Genomic DNA, 16232 nt, shown 5'->3' with positions numbered 1-16232 from the left:
AGAGTTCATGAGCTGAGCGACTCGAAGGCCGCCTGGGCGGCACCCTGCTCAGCCTGCTTCTTGGAGCGACCGCCGGCGGGCGGAAAGATCCGTGCGCCGATCACGGCGACCGCCTCGAAGCGCTTGTCGTGGTCGGGTCCGGACTCGGTCACCGCGTAGCTGGGCGCACCCAGCTCGCGCAGGGCGCAGAGCTCCTGGAGGCTGGTCTTCCAGTCCAGGCCGGCGCCGAGACCGTTGGCGGCCTCGACCAGCGGATCGAACAGGGTGTGGACGAAGGTGCCGGCGGCGTCACGTCCGGCCGACAGATGCAGCGCCCCCAGGACGGCTTCGAAGGCGTCCGCGAGGATCGAGGACTTGTCGGCGCCACCGGTGGCGATCTCGCCCTTGCCCAGCTTGATCAGCGAGCCGAGTTCGAGCCCGCGAGCCACATCGGCGAGGGCATGGGCGTTGACCACGGCGGCCCGCAGCTTCGCCAGCCGTCCCTCGGGCAGGTCGGGGAACCGCAGGTAAAGGTGTTCGGTGATCACCACGCCGAGGACGGCGTCGCCGAGGAACTCGAGCCGCTCGTTGTGCGGAATGGCGCCGTTCTCGTAGGAGTAGCTGCGATGCACCAGGGCAAGCTCGAAGAGCTGGGGATCGATCGTGATCCCCAGCTCGTCGAGTAGGTCGTGGATGCGGCTCATCGCCGCCGGTGTCAGGGTTCGAGAATCTGACGGCGGGCGGCGCGAGGCCCGTACTGGCCGCACTCCGGGCACGCGGTGTGCGGCAGGTGCTTGGCCCGGCAAGCGGCGTTGGCGCAGGTCACCAGGGTGGGCACGGACGCCTTCCACTGGGAACGGCGGTGCCGGGTGTTGCTCCGGGACATCTTCCGTTTGGGAACGGCCACGGCTCACTCCTTGTTTCTGGCCATTGCGGCCTCGTCTTCGTCGTCTGGGTCTGCCGCCCAGCCCGACAGGCCGGCCCAGCGCGGGTCGATCCGGTCGTCATGTGCATGGTCGGGGTCGGCGTTCAGGTTGGCCCCACAATCGGGACACAAGCCTGCGCAGTCCGGCCGGCACAAGGGCGTGTACGGCAGGTCGAGCACCACCGTGTCCCGCAGCAGGGGCTCGAGGTCGAGCAGATCGTCCTCGAGGCGGCTGGCCTCTTCGTCGTCGGGTTCCTTGTCGGGATAGAGGTACAACTCCTGGAGGTCGATCTCCTCATCGAAGGAGATCGGTTCCAGGCAGCGTCCGCACTGCCCCGTCAACGTAACCTCGGCGGCTCCGGTGACCAGCACCCCCTCCACCACCGACTCGAGCCGCAGCTCGAATTCGACGGAGGAACCGGTTGGTACTCCGATCACGTCCGTGCCGATGCCGTCCGGTGCCTCGGCGATCCGCTGGATCTCCTTCATGGCGCCGACTCGTCGTCCCAGCTCGTGAGTATCGATGACGAGCCCGGAGCGGGGATTCAGGTGGCGATGTGACATGGTCATGACCGAAGGGAGACTTTACCGGGCTCGCTTCGCCGGCGCCAATCGGGCCTGTTACGCGTCGGCGTCCAGGCCGGAACGGGAGGCGAGCCGAGCCCGCATGGTCTGGATCTGGCTGAGCGTCTTCTGCAGGCCGGCCTCCATGGCGGCGATCCGGCCGTCCACGTAGACGTCGGCTTCTTTGCGCAGCGCCTCGGCCTCGGCGTCGGTCTCCGCGCGCAGCGCGTCGGCGCGCTGCTGGGCGGCCTGCAACACCTCGCTGGCCTCGACCAGCCGCTCCGCCTCCTGCTGCGCGGCCCGGACGACCTCCTCGGCCTCGGCCTTCGCCCGCTCCAGTACCGGCGGGCTGGCCTCGGCGGCCAGGCGTGCGGCGTCCAGTTCATCGGTGAGGGCCGAGCGGACGGCGGCGACCAGCGCCAGCGCGTCCGCGCGGTTGATCATGCAGGACGCCGACATCGGCACCGCCTTGCCCTGCTCAATCAGTTGCTGCAGTGCGTTCAGCCGGTCCGCGGACGATTCAGGCATGGGGGTTCCTCTTCTGTTCGATGCGTTCGGCGACCAGCGGCGGGACGAAGGCCCGCACGTCTCCGCCCAGTGAGGCGACCTCGCGGACCATGGTGGAGGACAGCGTGCCCCACTGCGCGGAGGCCGGCAGCAGCACCGTCTCCAGGCCGGTCAGCGAATGATTGATGTGCGCCATCTGCAGTTCGAAGTCGAAGTCGGACGCGAACCGCAGGCCCTTGACCACCACGTCCGCCCCCTGCTCGCGACAGAAGTCGACCAGCAGGCCGGACAGCAGCTCGACCCGGACGCGGGGCTGCTCCCCCACCGCGGCCCGCACCAGTTCGACCCGTTCGTCGGTGTCGAACAGGTAGTTCTTGGCCGAGTTCCGACCGACCGCGACGACCACCTCGTCGAACAGGGCACCGGCGCGCCGGATCACGTCCAGGTGGCCATGCGTGATCGGGTCGAACGATCCGGGACAGACGGCCCTCATTCGCCACCTTCCGTCGCGAGAAACAGCGTCGTCTCACCGTAGCGACGTTCCCAGCGATCCCCCAACCGATCCGGCCAGGCGAACGGCTGGTCGCGCCGGGCTCGTTCCACGACGACGAGCGCGCCGGGCGCCAGCCAGCCGTCGAGCAGGTGGGTGAGCACGGTCTCGATCGTGGTGTTCGGCAGTCGGTAGGGCGGGTCCAGCCAGCAGATGTCGAACGGGGTCGGCGGCCCGGCCAGGTACCGCTCGACGCTGGCAGCCACCGCCCGCACACCCAGCCCGGTCTCCCTGATGTTGCGGCGGATCACGTCAGCCGCGCGCCGATCCTGCTCGACGGCGACCACGGGGTGCGCGCCGCGACTGGCCGCCTCCAGCCCCACCGCACCCGAACCGGCGTACAGGTCGAGGAAGGAGCAACCGGACAGCTGCTCGGCCGCGTCACCGGCGCGACCCAGCTCGGAGGCCAGCACGCCGAAGGCCGCCTCACGCACCCGATCGGAGGTCGGCCGAGTCCCGTCGCCGGGCGGCGTGTGCAGCCGATGACCCTTGCGGCTACCGGCGATGATCCGCGACATGGAGTTGACGCTAGCTCATGCGGACGCCGCATCCAGGCGGGACAATGGGGCATGACACAGCAATCTCCGGTCACCAGGTTGAGCGAGGCGGAGGCGTGGGAGCTGCTGCGGAGCTCCCCGGTCGGACGACTCGCCACCGTCATCAACCGTCAGCCCGACGTCTTCCCGGTCAACTTCGTCGTCGAAGGAACATCGGTGATCTTCCGCACCGCTGAGGGTTCGAAGCTGTTGCAGGTGACGGTGAACGAACGGGTCGCCTTCCAGGCCGACGGCTGGGTCACCGACACCGGCTGGAGCGTGGTGGCCAAAGGCACGGCGGCTGAAGTGGACGACCCGGCTGAGCGCGACCGGATCGAACAACTCCTGCATCCCTGGGTGGCATCGGTGGAGACCCATGTGGTCCGCATCGACGTCGACGAGATCGACGGACGCCGGTTCGTCTTCGGCGAGGAGCCCGAGCCGGACTACACCGGCGGCTGACTGCCCGTGCTTCCAAGCTCGACCAACGGGGGTCAGGGCTCGGCGGTGCCCTGGTGGAAGCGCTGACGCCAATCGCCGTCCTTCACCCACAGCGAGCTGCGGGCAGCGGTGGCCCCGTCACCGATCGAGCGCCAGATCAGCAGGATGGTGGCGGCGTCCAGCTGATCAGCAGTGATCACCTCAAGTCGGACGTCCGTGGGCAGCGGCCCGATCTCGGCGAGCATCTCCGACCGGGTCCACAGCCGTCCGGATTGTCCGATCTCGCACCAGTCGGGGTGCAGCAGGGCCGCCACGGCGGCGGGATCGGCCCGGACCTCGTCGGTCAGCAGGGACCGTTCCAGGGCGATCACCCGGTCGATGTCGGACGGCTCGGGCTCCAGCTGATCGGCCATCGCCGAGAACAGGTCCTCGGGCTCGTCGGGCGCCATGGCTGCCGCGGCCTTCGCCGGTGGTGCTTCGACGGTCTTTCCCAGGCCGGGCCCGGCGTCCGGGGTGAGGCCCTGGCTGAACGCGACCGCGGCGGCGTTCGCCAGCCGGTCGGCCTCCTCGTTCAGCGGATGCCCCGAGTGCCCTTTCACCCATTCGAACGTCACCCGGCGTCCGGCCAGTGCGGCGTCGAGTTCCTTCATGATCTCGACGTTGAGTACGGGTTTCCCGTCGCCCTTGCGCCAGCCTTTGCGCTTCCAGCCCGGCATCCATTTGGTCAGCGAGTTGATCACGTACATCGAGTCGCAGTAGACGAGCAGCTCGTCGTCGACGTCGGCGGTCTGCCGCAGCAGATCGAGTACGGCGGTCAGCTCACCCATGTTGTTGGTGCCGTGCGCCCACCCCCCGCAGGCCCAGCGGTCGGGGTCGATGTACCAGGCCCAGCCGGCGGGGCCGGGATTACCCAGGGCGGAGCCGTCCGCGGCGGCGATCAGAGTCACCGGGTCATCGTGCCAGAGCCCGGCCGACCCGGTTCAGCTGAGTTCCAGGAAGTCGCCGGCCATCAGCTGCTCCGTCGCGGCGACCGCGTCGACGAACCCGGGTGTGGACCGTTCCGGGTCGCGCCGGACGGCCTCGGCGGCGATCTCCTTGGCCTGGGTGATCACGTCGGCATGCTCGAGCACGCTGAGCAGCCTCAAGCTGGACCGCGAACCGGACTGCTCCGCCCCCAGCACGTCACCTTCCCGGCGCTGCAGCAGGTCGAGTTCAGCCAACTCGAAACCGTCGTTGGTGGCGGCCACCGCGTCCAACCGTTGCCGGATGGTCTCCTCCGCCAGCGCGGACGAGATCAGCAGGCAAACCCCCGGGTGCTCACCTCGGCCGATCCGGCCGCGCAGCTGGTGCAGCTGGGAGATGCCGAAGCGTTCCGCGTCCCAGATCACCATCATCGTCGCGTTCGGCACGTCGACACCGACCTCGATCACCGTGGTGGCCACCAGCACGTCGACCTCGCCGGCCGCGAAGGCGGTCATCGTCGCCTCCTTGGCGTCGGAAGCCAGTTGCCCGTGCAGCACCCCGACCCGGACGCCGGCCAGCGGTCCGGTGCTGAGCCGTTCAGCCAGCTCGGTGACCCCGACGCCGTCGTCGCTGCTATTGATCCGGGGCACCACGACGAACGCCTGCCGGCCCTGCGCGACCTCCTCGGCGACCCGCTGCCAGGCGCGCTCCACCCAGGCCGGACGCAGCGCCGCGTCCACCACGACGGTGCCGATGACCTGTCGTCCGGCGGGCAGCTCAGCCAATGTGGAGACGTCCAGATCGCCGAAGATCGTCATCGCCACCGAACGCGGGATGGGGGTCGCGGTGAGCACCAGCACATGCGGCCGGGCCGACGCCTTGTCGGTGAGCGCGCCGCGCTGTTCCACCCCGAAGCGGTGCTGCTCGTCGATCACGATGAAGCCCAGATCGGCGAATTGCACCTTGTCGTTGAGCAGTGCGTGGGTGCCGACCACGATGCCGGCCTCGCCGGACGCCGCCCGCAGCAGCGCGGACTTCTTGGCCGCCGCCGGCATCGAACCGGTGAGCAGGACGACGTCGGTGGCGGCGTCCGGGGAGCCCAACATGCGTCCACCGGCCAAGTCGCCCATCAGCGCCCGGATCGTGGCGTAGTGCTGCTGTGCGAGCACCTCGGTGGGTGCCAGCAGCGCGCATTGGCCGCCGGCGTCGACCACGGCCAGCATCGCCCGCAACGCCACCACGGTCTTGCCGGAGCCGACCTCGCCCTGCAGCAGGCGCTGCATCGGCCGGGCCCGGTCGAGTTCAGCGAACAGGGTGCCGCAGACCTCCTGCTGGCCCTCGGTGAGGCTGAACGGCAGGCGGGCGTCGAGGGCGTCGAGCAGCCCGCCGGAAACGGCCCGCCGCCGGATGGCGGTGTGGGTGGCGACGTCGGCACGCCGGTAGGCCATGGTCAGCTGAGTGGCGAAGGCCTCGTCGAACCGCAGCCGCTGGGCGCCCGCCTCGGCTTCGGCGACCGTGTGCGGCTGGTGGACGGCGGCGAAGGCGTCGGCCTGGCGCATCACGTCGGCCTCGTCCAGGACCCAGTCGGGCCATGGGTCGTTGGTGCCGGACAGTGTGGCGAGCGCCAGCCGGCAACATTCGGCGACCTTCCAGGTGGGCAGCTTGGCGGTCGCCGGATACATGCCAACCAGCCCGGAACGGCTCATGGTGGCCAGTCGCTGCTTCTCCTCCGACGAGCCGACGATGGCGCCGGAGGCGTCCAGCATGACGAACTCGGGGTGGGTGAGCTGCAGTTGGTCGCGGAACCGGCCGACCTTGCCGACGAAGATGCCGCGCACACCCTTGCCGAGCTCGCGCTCCCAGTACTCGACCAGGTGGTCGCGGCCGAAGAAGGTGACCGCCAGGTAGCCGTGCCCGTCGGTCAGCGTGACCTCGAGCCGGCTCGGACGCCCGCCCCGGCGCGACTGGCCGGAGTAGCCGCCCGCCCCGCGGATCACGTTGGTCCGGCTCACCCGGGCCATCACCGCGACATGCTCACCCTCTTCCAGCGTGGCCAGATCGGTCAGCTCGGTGCCGGACAGGTAGCGCCGCGGCAGATGCCGCAACAGGTCGCCGACCGTGCGCACCCGGAGCTTCTCGAACTCCTTCGCCGTCCGGGCGCCCAGCACATCGGCCACCGGCGTGTGCAGTTCGCGATACGCCTGCGTCTGCCACATCACCATGGTCGGCATGCTAACCGGAGCCTCCGACAGGTTCGTGCGGGTGCCCTGCTCGTGGTCCCGGACGGGGTCTCAGCTCAGCCCGCGCGCCCGTCCGACGGCCTGCCGGATCGTCTCGGCCACCTGCTCAGCCCCGTACATGCGGGACTTCACCTGGCGATAGCCGACGGTGATCGCGACGATCTTGGTGACGAAGCCGGGCTGCAGCTCCACCTGCGCGATGGAGCGCAACGGAAGGGCGATGTCGAGGGTGCCGGACTGCACCGCACGGTTGAGCGCGTTGGCGTGGAACTCGACCTGCTGGTCGGTCACGGTGAGCGTGCCGCCCACCCACAGTCCCCCGTACTTGGCGCGGAACCCGTCCAGCACCCGCTCGGTGCTCGACATCGGCGCCTCGACAACCGCCAGAGCCGCGTCAACGGTGGGGTGGAGGTCGGTCCGGGCGTCCTCGACGAGAAGGTTGGCCGCCTTCTTCAGCAGGATCTGCGGTTCGACGACGGCTTCTTCGATCCAGAACGACCATCCGGGCGGGGCCGCCGGCCAACTGGGATCCGGACGCCAGTCAGCGGGCGGCTGCCACCCCGGCGGCGGCACCGGCCAGCCCGGTGGTGGGTTGAAACGCATCATGGACGGGTCTGCTCCGATCGGGCCTGCGGCGAGGCGTCTGACAGCGGTGCCGTTCATGGTGCCGGACGCCGGGTTCGAGCGTGCGGAGATCCCGGCGTGCGCCGGGATGACGAGAGTGGCTGGGCTGACGAGGGGTGGGATGACGAGGGCGCAATTCGTCATCCCGGGCTCGCCCCGGGATCTCGCGGGCTGGCTTGTCGACATCGCTGCAGAGGGTCTCGACAAGCTCGACCGACGGGTTGCCGACGTCCGCCCGACCCCTGCGGAAACCTCTAGGCTCTGCACCATGCCTGTGACCCGCGACCAACTGATCGAGATCCTGGCCGAGGCGGACCCGGTGGGGCTGATCGCGACCGGAGCCCCACGCGACGAGTACGCGGCGGAGGCGGACGAGATTCTCGCGTTGCACGGCGTCCCCAGGCTGACCGAGGTCACCGGCATCTTCGGAGTCAGCTTCGGCGACCCCGGCGCGTGCCCGCGTGAGACGGCCCGCTGGATCCTCGACGAGATGGCCCGCCGAGCCGACTGAGCACGGGCCGGGAAAGCAGAAGGACCCGCCGAAGCGGGTCCTCGAGCGTGCCGGTCAGGTCAGCGGGTGACCTTGCCGGACTTCAGGCACGAAGTGCAGACGTTCAGCCGCTTCGGGGTGCCGCCCACCACCGCGCGCACGCGCTGGATGTTCGGGTTCCACCGACGGTTGGTCTTCTTCTTCGACCAGGGCACGTTGTGGCCAAAGCCTGGGCCCTTGGCGCAGATGTCACACACGGCAGCCACTGGTAACTCCTTGATTGCTTGGGAAACAGGCCCCACGACGAGGGCCTCGTCAAAGATACCCGAGAGGGCGCCGGGGCACCTAATCGTGGACCTCCGGCGCGACCGGCGAATCCCCGCCGTCGTTGTGGCACCCTGAGATTTCCCCCCGAGAGGTACCCGCATGACTGCCCCCGTTCCGTCCTGGCAGCCGGCTCCCGCGGCGCCGCCCGCCAAGCCACTGAGCAGCTCGTTCTCCTTCGTGGCCATCGCCGCCCAACTGTCACTGCTACTGGTCATCGGCACCGCCGGCGCCACCCTGGTGGTCAGCGTCGAGGGCCTGGCGCTGGTCGATGCCCTTGATGCCGGAACCCGGACGGTCGCCGAAGCCGAGAACTTTGACGCGCGTGTTCGGGTGCTGGCGATCCTGGCCAACGTGTTCTACCTGCTCACCGCCGGCCTGTTCATGTCCTGGATGTACATGCTGCGGACGAGCGCGGCGGCAGCGCCCGAGGCGATGCGCCACGGCGCGGGCTGGACGATCGGCGGCTGGATGGTACCGATCCTCAACCTCTTCCGGCCGTACCAGATCATGGTCGACCTGTGGCGCGGGATGGCGCGTCCGGCCCGGCCGTTCCAGGCTGCCGAACAGCCGTCGGTGCCCCGGCTGGTGCCGATCCGGTGGGCGTCCTTCCTGGTGGCGTCGATCGGCGGACGCGTCGCGATCACATCAGCCTTCTACTCACCGGCCACCCTCGACAGCGCCCGGCAGACGCTCCAGGCCGAGATCCTCGTCGACGCCGCCAGCGTGATCGCCGGTCTGCTGGCGATCAGCGTGCTGAGGATGTACACGACCCACGCCAAGGCGACCCCGCCGCCGGTGCAGTGGTTACCTATGGCCAACGTCTGGCCCTCGGCGGCCCCGACTCCCCCTGACACGCAGTTCCCCTACGGCCGGCCGTCCGCCTAGCCCCGATCCACCGATTCGAGGCTCAGGCGCTGACCACCACCGGGAGGATCATCGGACGCCGGCGGTAGGTGTTGTTCACCCAACGGCCCACTGTGCGCCGCACCACCTGCTGCAGGCCGCGGACGTCTTCGGAGCCGTCGGCCATCGCGTCCACCACCGCCTTGGCGATCTGGCCCTTGACGCCGTCGAAGACCGAATCGTCCTCGACGAAACCGCGGGCATGGATGTCAGGGCCGCTGACCAGGCTCATCGAATGCAGGTTCACCACGACCACGACGCTGATGAAGCCATCGGCACCGAGGATCTTCCGGTCGCTCAACTCGGCATCGCCGATATCGCCGACGGTGGAGCCGTCCACGAAGATGTAGCCGCAGTCGAGCTTGCCGACGACCCGCGCCTTGCCCTTGGCCAGGTCGACCACTCCCCCGTCCTCGACCACGATCACCCGCTCGCGCGGCACTCCGGTCGCCGCGGCCAGATCACCGTTCGCGATCAGGTGCCGGATCTCGCCGTGCACCGGCATCGCGTTGCGCGGCTGGATCAGGTTGTAGCAGTACAGCAACTCGCCCGCCGAGGCGTGCCCGGAGACATGCACCAGCGCGTTGCCCTTGTGCACCACGGTGACACCGTTGCGGACCAGTCCGTTGATCACCCGGTACACCGAGTTCTCGTTGCCCGGGATGAGCGAGGACGCCAGCAGCACCACGTCGCCGGGGCCGGCCTTCACCACCGGATGCTCGTGGTTGGAGATCCGCGACAGCGCCGACAGCGGTTCGCCCTGCGACCCGGTGGACACCATCACCACCTTGTCATCGGGGTAATTCTCGAGCTGCTTGAGTTCGATCAGGGTGTCGGCGGGCACCTTCAGGTAACCGAGCTCCTGCGCCACCGTCATATTGCGCACCATCGACCGGCCGATGTAGACGACCTTGCGTCCGTGCCGCACGGCGGCGTCCAGGACCTGTTGGACGCGGTGCACATGTGAGGCGAAGCAGGCCACGATCAGCTTCTGCTTGGCAGAGGAGAAGACCCGCTCCATCGCCGGTTCGATGTCGCGCTCGTGGGTGGTGAAGCCGGGGGTCTCGGCGTTGGTGGAGTCGGCCATGAACAGGTCGACGCCCTCTTCGCCGAGCCGGGCGAAACCGCGCAGGTCGGTGAGCCGGTGATCCAGTGGCAGTTGGTCCATCTTGAAGTCGCCGGTGTGCAGGACGAGGCCGGCGGGCGTCCGGATCGCGACCGCGAGGGCGTCCGGGATGGAGTGGTTGACGGCGAGGAACTCGAGATCGAACTCGCCGACCTTGATCCGGGTGCCCTCGGTGACCACGCGCAGGTCGACGTCGCGCAGCCGGTGCTCGCGCAGCTTCTCGCGAACCAGGGCCAGAGTCAGCCGGGAACCGATCACCGGAATGTCCGGACGGCTGCGCAGCAGGTAGGGCACGGCACCGATGTGGTCCTCGTGACCATGGGTCAGGACGAGGGCCTGGATGTCGTCGAACCGCTCCTCGAGCAGGTGCAACCCCGGCAGGATCAGGTCGACGCCGGGATGGTCGTCGGAGGGGAACAGGACGCCGCAGTCGACCAGCAGCAGCTGACCGTTGAACTCGAAGCTGGTGCTGTTGCGGCCGACATCGCCGAGCCCGCCGAGCGGGATCACGCGCAATGCGTCTTTGGCCAGTTTGGGGGGTGTCTTCAGGGACTCACGCACGTCGGTCACTTTATCGTCGCTACCTCGGTGCCCAACTCAGCCAACTGGGTGCGGCGCGAGCGGATCCCTATCATGAACCCGTGATCGCCGACTCCGTCCGCCTGGCCCTGCCCGTCGAGGCCCCCCAGATCGCGACGATCCAACGACGCGCATGGAACCAGCAACTGCCCGCCGAGCTCGCCGGCTCGGTGCTGGCCGATGTCGACCTGGACGAGATGACCCAGTCGTGGCATGCGGCGATCGTCCGTCCGCCGTTGGCCCAGTTCCGGGTGCTGGTGGCGGTCACCGACGATCGCGTGGTCGGTTTCGCGGCGCTCGGGCCGAGCGACGATCCGGACGCCGAACCGGGCGAGGACGGGATCGTCGCCGAGTTCGCCATCGATCCGGCCGCACAACGCTCGGGGCACGGATCGCGGCTGCTTAACGCCTGCATGGACACCCTGCGCGCCGACGGGTTCGCACGGGCCACCTGGTGGGTGCGTTCCACCGACGACGCACTGCGCCGCTTCCTGACCGAATCCGGCTGGGCCCCGGACGGCGGACATCAGGAGATAGGCATCGACGACACCACCCGGGTCAAGCTGGTGCGCCTGCACACCGACATCTCGGCTTGAACCCCGGACCGGTTCGGCCACGTCATCCCGGGCTTGATCCGGGATCTCGATCGGTACGCAAGTCGAGGCGGAGATCCCGGCGTTCGCCGGGATCACAGGTCACGCCATCGGCCCGCTCCCGGACCTGGATCCGGCGTCCTAAGGTGGGCGGCGGAAGGGAGCGGACGTGAGCGAGCACGAAGAGCACAGCGAGGGCGGGAGCTACTCCATGCCGGGCAAGGAGTTCGTCCGCGACAGCACCTACATCACCGACCGGATCGTTGCCGCACCGACGGCTCCCGATCAGTGGCCGGTGGAGCCCGGCCGCTATCGGTTGATCGCGGCACGGGCCTGCCCGTGGGCGAACCGGACGCTGATCGTCCGGCGGCTGCTCGGACTTGAGGACGTGCTCTCGGTCGGGCTGCCCGGACCCACTCATGACGCCGACTCCTGGACGTTCGATCTCGACCCGGGCGGCGTCGATCCGGTGCTGGGCATCCACAAGCTGAAGGACGCCTACGAGAGGCGGTTCCCGGGCTATCCGCGCGGCATCACCGTGCCGGCGATCGTCGAGATCGCCACCGGCGAGGTGGTCACCAACGACTTCGACCAGATCACCCGCGACCTGGCGTCCGAATGGACCGAGTTCCAGCGCCCGGGCGCCCCGGACCTGTGGCCGTCCGAGCTTCGCGACGAGATGGAAGAGGTGATGCGCCGGGTCTACACCGAGGTGAACAACGGCGTCTATCGCTGCGGTTTCGCCGGTAGCCAGGAGGCCTATGACGCTGCCTACGACCGGCTCTGGACGGCGCTGGACTGGCTGGAGGAACGGCTCACCACCCGGCGGTTCCTGATGGGTGACGCGATCACCGAGGCCGACGTCCGGCTGTTCACCACGCTGGCCCGCTTCGACGCCGTCTACCACGGGCACTTCAAGTGCAATCGGAACAAGCTCAACGAGATCCCCGCGCTGTGGGGATACGCCCGCGACCTGTTCCAGACGCCCGGCTTCGGCGACACCATCGACTTCCTCCAGATCAAGCAGCACTACTACATCGTTCATCGCGATCTGAACCCGCACGGCATCGTCCCCAAGGGCCCGGATCTCTCCGGTTGGCTCACCCCGCACGGACGCGAGTCACTGGGTGGGCGACCGTTCGGTGACGGGACGCCACCAGGCCCCGTCCGACCGGGCGAAGAGGTGCCCAACCCCCTCGCCTGAACTGGATGGGACGGTTACGGGAACGGCCCTGGTGACCAAAGGAACCGTCCCCGGTGACCAAAGGAACCGTCCCCGGTGACCGAAAGAACCGTCCCCGGTGACCAAAGGAACCGTCCCCGGTGACCGAAAGAACCGTCCCCGGTGACCGGGTTCGGTGGAGTCAGCCGGCGATCTCCTCGAAGCGGCTCAGGGCTCGCAGTTTGTTGGTGGCGTCCAGGGCGGCCACCTTGTACGCCTCTGACAAGGTCGGATAGTTGAAGACGGTGTCGACCAGGTAGTCGACGGTACCGCCGCAGCCCATCACGGCCTGGCCGATGTGCACCAGGTCGGTGGCGCCGGTGCCGAAGACGTGGACGCCGAGCAGGGTGCGGTCGACGGAGTGCACCAGCAGTTTGAGCATGCCGTAGGAATCGCCGACGATCTGGCCGCGGGCCAACTCCCGGTAGCGGGACAGGCCGGTCTCGTAGGGCACCGATTCGCCGGTCAATTCGTCCTCGCTCTTCCCGACGTAGGAGATCTCGGGAATGGTGTAGATGCCGATCGGCTGCAGCGGGGTGATTCCGCCGGGCTGCTCCCCCATGGCGTGCATCGCGGCCAGCCGGCCCTGTTCCATCGAGGTCGCGGCCAGCGCCGGGAAGCCGATCACGTCACCGACGGCGTAGATGTGCGGCACGGCGGTGCGGAAGTGCTGGTCGACGGCGATCCGGCCGCGGCGGTCGGCCTCCAGCCCGGCGTTCTCCAGCGCGAGCGCGGCGGTGGCGCCCTGGCGTCCGGCCGAGTACATCACCGTGTCGGCGGGGATCCGTTTGCCGCTGCCCAGCGTGGTGATGGTGCCGTGGGTGCTGCGCTCGACCCGTTCGACCGTCTCGCCGAACCGGAAAGTGACCGACAGGTCGCGCAGGTGGAACCGCAGCGACTCGACGATCTCGGCGTCGCAGAAGTCGAGCATCGAGGGCCGTGCGTCGACCACCGTCACTCGGGTGCCGAGCGCGGCGAACATGGAGGCGTACTCGATGCCGATGACGCCCGCACCGACCACCACCATCGTTCCTGGCACCCGTTGCAGGTCGAGGATGCCGTCGGAGTCGACCACGTTGACGTCGTCGAACTCGACGTTGTCGGGACGGGCCGGCTCGGTGCCGGGCGCCAGCACGATCCGATGCGCGCTGATCGTGTGATGATCGGCCCCCTCCACCTTGATGGTGTGCGGGTCGACGAACGAGGCGTCCCCGCTGTACAGGGTGACGTGGTTGCGCAGCAGCTGGTTGCGCACCACCTGCGTCTCGCGTCCGATCACGTGCTGGGTCCGTGCGGTCAGGTCGGCGATGGTGATCTCGTCCTTGACCCGGTAGGACGCGCCGTACAGGTCGCGCTGATGCATGCCGGTCAGGTAGAGGACGGCCTCGCGCAGCGTCTTGGACGGGATCGTGCCAGTGTTGATGCACACCCCGCCGAGCATCTGCCGTCGGTCGACGATGGCCACCCGGTGACCCAGTTTGGCGGCGGCGATCGCGGCACGATGGCCGCCCGGACCGCTGCCGACCACCAGCAGGTCGTAGTCGTACTTCATTGCGGCCTCCGTCCGTGCGCTGCGGCGATTATGCGCCCCGACTAGCACCGACGGCAATGATCGGCCGGTTACGATCGCACGATCAGGGCCACAGCCGGTGGTAGGCGTTGATCGCCGGCTGCCCACCCAGATGGGCATACAGCACGGTGGAATCGCGACCGATCTCACCGGAGGTGACCAGGTCGATCAGGCCGGCCAGCGATTTCCCCTCATAGACCGGGTCGGTGATCATCGCCTCCAGTTGGGCGCCCAGCGCCATCGCGTTCATGGTGGACTCGACCGGAATGCCGTACAGCTCACCGGCCCAGCCCTCCAGCACGGTGATCTCGTCGTCGCGAAGATCGCGGCCCAGATCGATCAACTCGGCGGTGTGCCGGGCGATCCGTTCCACCTGGTCGCGGGTCTGTTCCAGGGTGGCCGAGGCGTCGATGCCGATCACTCGGCGACGGACGCCGGTCAGCTCCTCCAGGGCGGCGAACCCGGCGATCATCCCGGCATGGGTGGATCCGGTCACCGTGCAGACGATGATCGTGTCGAACAACACGCCCAGCTCGCGCTCCTGCTCGGCCACCTCGAACGCCCAGTTGGCGAAGCCGAGGCCGCCCAGCGGATGCTCGGACGCCCCGGCCGGGATCGGGTAGGGCTTGCCACCGGACGCCTCCACCTCGGCCAGCGCGTTCTTCCAGGAGTCGCGGATGCCGATGTCGAAGCCGGCGGGGTCGAGCCGCGAGTCGGCGCCCATCATCCGGGACAGCAGGATGTTGCCGACCCGGTCGTTCATCGGGTCCTCCCAGGGCACCCAGTGCTCCTGCACCAGCCGGCACTTCAGACCGAGATGCGCCGCGACCGCCGCGACCTGACGGGTGTGGTTGGACTGGTAGCCGCCGATCGACACCAGGGTGTCGGCGCCGCTGGCCAGCACGTCGGGAACGATGTACTCGAGCTTGCGCACCTTGTTGCCGCCGAAGGCGAGACCGCTGTTGACGTCCTCGCGCTTGGCCCAGACCTGCGCGCCGCCCAGATGCTGACTGAGCCGCTTCAGCAGATGGACCGGGCTGGGTCCGAAGGTCAGCGGATGGCGGGGGAAATCGGCGATGGACATCGGTGCTCCTCGGTCGGCTGGCTGGAGGTTACCGCGGCAGTGGCTGTCGGCTCGGCGGAGATCCCGGCGTGCGCCGGGATGACGGGGGGAAGCTCAGCCCAGGCCGAGGATGGATTCGATGCCGACGGTCAGACCTGGACGGCTGGGCACGGCACGCACCGCGGCGATCACGCCGGGCATGAACGACACCCGGTCGAGCGAGTCGTGCCGGATGGTCAGCGTCTCGCCCTCGCCGCCGAACAGCACCTCCTGGTGGGCGATCAGCCCGCGCAGCCGGACGCTGTGCAGGTGGATGCCCTCGACCTCGGCGCCGCGCGCGCCGGGCAGGGACTGGGCGGTGGCGTCCGGGACGGGCCCGAGCCCGGCCTCGGCCCGGCCGGCGGCGATCTTGCCCACCGTGCTCACCGAGGTGCCGGACGGCGCGTCGACCTTGTTCGGGTGGTGCAGCTCGATCACCTCGACGGACTCGAAGAACCGGGCCGCCTGCGCGCTGAAGTGCATCATCAGCACCGCGCCGATGGAGAAGTTGGACGCCACCACGGCGCCGGCACCGCCGGCTTCGGCCAGTTCGCGCACCCGGTCGAGCCGTTCGGCGGTGAACCCGGTGGTGCCGACCACCACGTTGATGCCGCGTTCGGTGCACCAGGCGATGTTGTCGATCACGGCGTCCGGGTGGGTGAAATCGACCACGACCTCGGCCGCCTCCACCGCCGTCCGGTCGTCACCGGCGTCCACCGCGGCGACCAGTTCCAGGCCTTCCGCTGCCTCAACCGCCCGCACCACCTCGGAACCCATCCGTCCGCGCGCACCGAAAACGGCTACCTTCATCGCTTCTCCTCCACCTGGTTTCGTCGATGCTCACCCTACTGACCGGGTCTCGACAAGCTCGACCAACGGCTCGTCCCCGACTCGTCGCCCGCCCGTCATCCCGGCTCTCACCTCCACCGGAAGGTCGACGCGGAGATCCCGGCGTCCGCCGGGATGACGAGAACCCGGCGGGATGTGGACG

The 16232-nt window shown here is 69.0% G+C and carries 19 protein-coding genes; 5 read left to right on the top strand and 14 right to left on the bottom strand.

Annotated features, from left to right (window positions below):
* Positions 1-5 precede the first annotated feature (5 nt).
* From rnc to rsmD, 6 genes are read right to left on the bottom strand one after another with little or no spacing between them, the layout of a single operon-like run.
* Positions 6-683, bottom strand: a complete 678-nt coding sequence (rnc, locus tag QM624_RS07445; RefSeq protein WP_415090340.1) for a ribonuclease III — start codon at positions 681-683, stop codon at positions 6-8.
* Positions 684-694: 11 nt separating this feature from the next.
* On the bottom strand, positions 695-886 hold the full coding sequence (gene rpmF, locus QM624_RS07440; RefSeq protein ID WP_298130948.1) for a 50S ribosomal protein L32: 192 nt from the start codon (positions 884-886) through the stop codon (positions 695-697).
* Positions 887-889: 3 nt separating this feature from the next.
* Complete coding sequence (locus QM624_RS07435; RefSeq protein ID WP_415090338.1) at positions 890-1474, bottom strand: YceD family protein; 585 nt, start codon at positions 1472-1474, stop codon at positions 890-892.
* A 51-nt stretch (positions 1475-1525) separates the two neighbouring features.
* Positions 1526-1996: a hypothetical protein gene (locus QM624_RS07430; protein ID WP_415090336.1), complete on the bottom strand. Its 471-nt coding sequence runs from the start codon at positions 1994-1996 to the stop codon at positions 1526-1528.
* The gene (gene coaD / locus QM624_RS07425; protein WP_415090334.1) at positions 1989-2468 is read right to left on the bottom strand and encodes a pantetheine-phosphate adenylyltransferase; all 480 of its coding nucleotides are present in this window, start codon (positions 2466-2468) and stop codon (positions 1989-1991) included. The genes QM624_RS07430 and coaD overlap by 8 nt, the downstream gene beginning before the upstream one ends.
* Positions 2465-3043, bottom strand: coding sequence for a 16S rRNA (guanine(966)-N(2))-methyltransferase RsmD (rsmD, locus tag QM624_RS07420; RefSeq protein WP_415090332.1), 579 nt, complete (start codon positions 3041-3043; stop codon positions 2465-2467). Before rsmD ends, coaD begins: the two co-directional genes overlap by 4 nt.
* Positions 3044-3094: 51 nt before the next feature.
* Here rsmD and QM624_RS07415 point away from each other — a divergent pair, with 51 nt between their 5' ends.
* Entirely contained in the window at positions 3095-3523 is a 429-nt protein-coding gene (locus QM624_RS07415) for a pyridoxamine 5'-phosphate oxidase family protein (RefSeq protein WP_415090330.1), read from the top strand.
* A 32-nt stretch (positions 3524-3555) separates the two neighbouring features.
* On the opposite strand, the gene QM624_RS07410 is transcribed toward QM624_RS07415, so the two are convergent.
* The 3 genes from QM624_RS07410 to QM624_RS07400 form a co-directional block, all read right to left on the bottom strand.
* A complete protein-coding gene (locus QM624_RS07410; RefSeq protein WP_415090328.1) occupies positions 3556-4449 on the bottom strand; it encodes an RNase H family protein in 894 nt (297 codons plus the stop codon).
* A 33-nt stretch (positions 4450-4482) separates the two neighbouring features.
* Positions 4483-6687, bottom strand: a complete 2205-nt coding sequence (locus QM624_RS07405) for an ATP-dependent DNA helicase RecG (protein ID WP_415090326.1) — start codon at positions 6685-6687, stop codon at positions 4483-4485.
* Between the two features lie 69 nt (positions 6688-6756).
* A complete protein-coding gene (locus QM624_RS07400; protein ID WP_415090323.1) occupies positions 6757-7311 on the bottom strand; it encodes a hypothetical protein in 555 nt (184 codons plus the stop codon).
* Between the two features lie 286 nt (positions 7312-7597).
* Between QM624_RS07400 and QM624_RS07395 the strand changes: the two genes are divergently transcribed.
* The gene (locus tag QM624_RS07395; protein WP_298131570.1) at positions 7598-7840 is read left to right on the top strand and encodes a hypothetical protein; all 243 of its coding nucleotides are present in this window, start codon (positions 7598-7600) and stop codon (positions 7838-7840) included.
* Between the two features lie 59 nt (positions 7841-7899).
* Here the strand turns inward: QM624_RS07395 and rpmB are convergent, their stop codons facing one another.
* On the bottom strand, positions 7900-8085 hold the full coding sequence (rpmB, locus tag QM624_RS07390) for a 50S ribosomal protein L28 (RefSeq protein WP_298131571.1): 186 nt from the start codon (positions 8083-8085) through the stop codon (positions 7900-7902).
* A 160-nt stretch (positions 8086-8245) separates the two neighbouring features.
* Between rpmB and QM624_RS07385 the strand changes: the two genes are divergently transcribed.
* Positions 8246-9031, top strand: coding sequence for a DUF4328 domain-containing protein (locus tag QM624_RS07385; RefSeq protein ID WP_415090319.1), 786 nt, complete (start codon positions 8246-8248; stop codon positions 9029-9031).
* Positions 9032-9053: 22 nt separating this feature from the next.
* On the opposite strand, the gene QM624_RS07380 is transcribed toward QM624_RS07385, so the two are convergent.
* Positions 9054-10745: a ribonuclease J gene (locus QM624_RS07380; protein WP_415090317.1), complete on the bottom strand. Its 1692-nt coding sequence runs from the start codon at positions 10743-10745 to the stop codon at positions 9054-9056.
* 71 nt (positions 10746-10816) lie between these two features.
* On the opposite strand from QM624_RS07380, the gene QM624_RS07375 reads away from it, so the two are divergent.
* Positions 10817-11350 (top strand): GNAT family N-acetyltransferase, encoded by a 534-nt coding sequence (locus QM624_RS07375; protein WP_415090315.1) that lies wholly within the window; start codon positions 10817-10819, stop codon positions 11348-11350.
* 208 nt (positions 11351-11558) lie between these two features.
* Positions 11559-12551 (top strand): glutathione S-transferase family protein, encoded by a 993-nt coding sequence (locus tag QM624_RS07370; protein ID WP_415090369.1) that lies wholly within the window; start codon positions 11559-11561, stop codon positions 12549-12551.
* 160 nt (positions 12552-12711) lie between these two features.
* Here the strand turns inward: QM624_RS07370 and sthA are convergent, their stop codons facing one another.
* From sthA to dapB, 3 genes are all read right to left on the bottom strand, one after another.
* The gene (gene sthA, locus QM624_RS07365) at positions 12712-14121 is read right to left on the bottom strand and encodes a Si-specific NAD(P)(+) transhydrogenase (RefSeq protein ID WP_415090313.1); all 1410 of its coding nucleotides are present in this window, start codon (positions 14119-14121) and stop codon (positions 12712-12714) included.
* 82 nt (positions 14122-14203) lie between these two features.
* Positions 14204-15223 (bottom strand): 1-aminocyclopropane-1-carboxylate deaminase, encoded by a 1020-nt coding sequence (locus QM624_RS07360; RefSeq protein ID WP_415090311.1) that lies wholly within the window; start codon positions 15221-15223, stop codon positions 14204-14206.
* Positions 15224-15316: 93 nt separating this feature from the next.
* Positions 15317-16051, bottom strand: a complete 735-nt coding sequence (gene dapB, locus QM624_RS07355; RefSeq protein ID WP_415090309.1) for a 4-hydroxy-tetrahydrodipicolinate reductase — start codon at positions 16049-16051, stop codon at positions 15317-15319.
* Positions 16052-16232: the final 181 nt, after the last annotated feature.

This window comes from Micropruina sp., from assembly GCF_047606365.1.
Taxonomy (GTDB): Bacteria; Actinomycetota; Actinomycetes; order Propionibacteriales; family Propionibacteriaceae; genus Micropruina.
The sequence above is the reverse complement of the archived record's forward strand: the minus strand, read 5'-3'. Positions and strand labels throughout refer to the sequence as shown.

Bases quoted from the DNA above. Each gene is read 5' to 3' on its own strand.
- rnc (WP_415090340.1), bottom strand. From the start codon at position 683: ATGAGCCGCATCCACGACCTACTCGACGAGCTGGGGATCACGATCGAT.
- QM624_RS07435 (WP_415090338.1), bottom strand. From the start codon at position 1,474: ATGACCATGTCACATCGCCACCTGAATCCCCGCTCCGGGCTCGTCATC.
- QM624_RS07430 (WP_415090336.1), bottom strand. From the start codon at position 1,996: ATGCCTGAATCGTCCGCGGACCGGCTGAACGCACTGCAGCAACTGATT.
- coaD (WP_415090334.1), bottom strand. From the start codon at position 2,468: ATGAGGGCCGTCTGTCCCGGATCGTTCGACCCGATCACGCATGGCCAC.
- rsmD (WP_415090332.1), bottom strand. From the start codon at position 3,043: ATGTCGCGGATCATCGCCGGTAGCCGCAAGGGTCATCGGCTGCACACG.
- QM624_RS07415 (WP_415090330.1), top strand. From the start codon at position 3,095: ATGACACAGCAATCTCCGGTCACCAGGTTGAGCGAGGCGGAGGCGTGG.
- QM624_RS07405 (WP_415090326.1), bottom strand. From the start codon at position 6,687: ATGGTGATGTGGCAGACGCAGGCGTATCGCGAACTGCACACGCCGGTG.
- QM624_RS07400 (WP_415090323.1), bottom strand. From the start codon at position 7,311: ATGATGCGTTTCAACCCACCACCGGGCTGGCCGGTGCCGCCGCCGGGG.
- QM624_RS07395 (WP_298131570.1), top strand. From the start codon at position 7,598: ATGCCTGTGACCCGCGACCAACTGATCGAGATCCTGGCCGAGGCGGAC.
- QM624_RS07385 (WP_415090319.1), top strand. From the start codon at position 8,246: ATGACTGCCCCCGTTCCGTCCTGGCAGCCGGCTCCCGCGGCGCCGCCC.
- QM624_RS07370 (WP_415090369.1), top strand. From the start codon at position 11,559: ATGCCGGGCAAGGAGTTCGTCCGCGACAGCACCTACATCACCGACCGG.
- sthA (WP_415090313.1), bottom strand. From the start codon at position 14,121: ATGAAGTACGACTACGACCTGCTGGTGGTCGGCAGCGGTCCGGGCGGC.
- QM624_RS07360 (WP_415090311.1), bottom strand. From the start codon at position 15,223: ATGTCCATCGCCGATTTCCCCCGCCATCCGCTGACCTTCGGACCCAGC.
- dapB (WP_415090309.1), bottom strand. From the start codon at position 16,051: ATGAAGGTAGCCGTTTTCGGTGCGCGCGGACGGATGGGTTCCGAGGTG.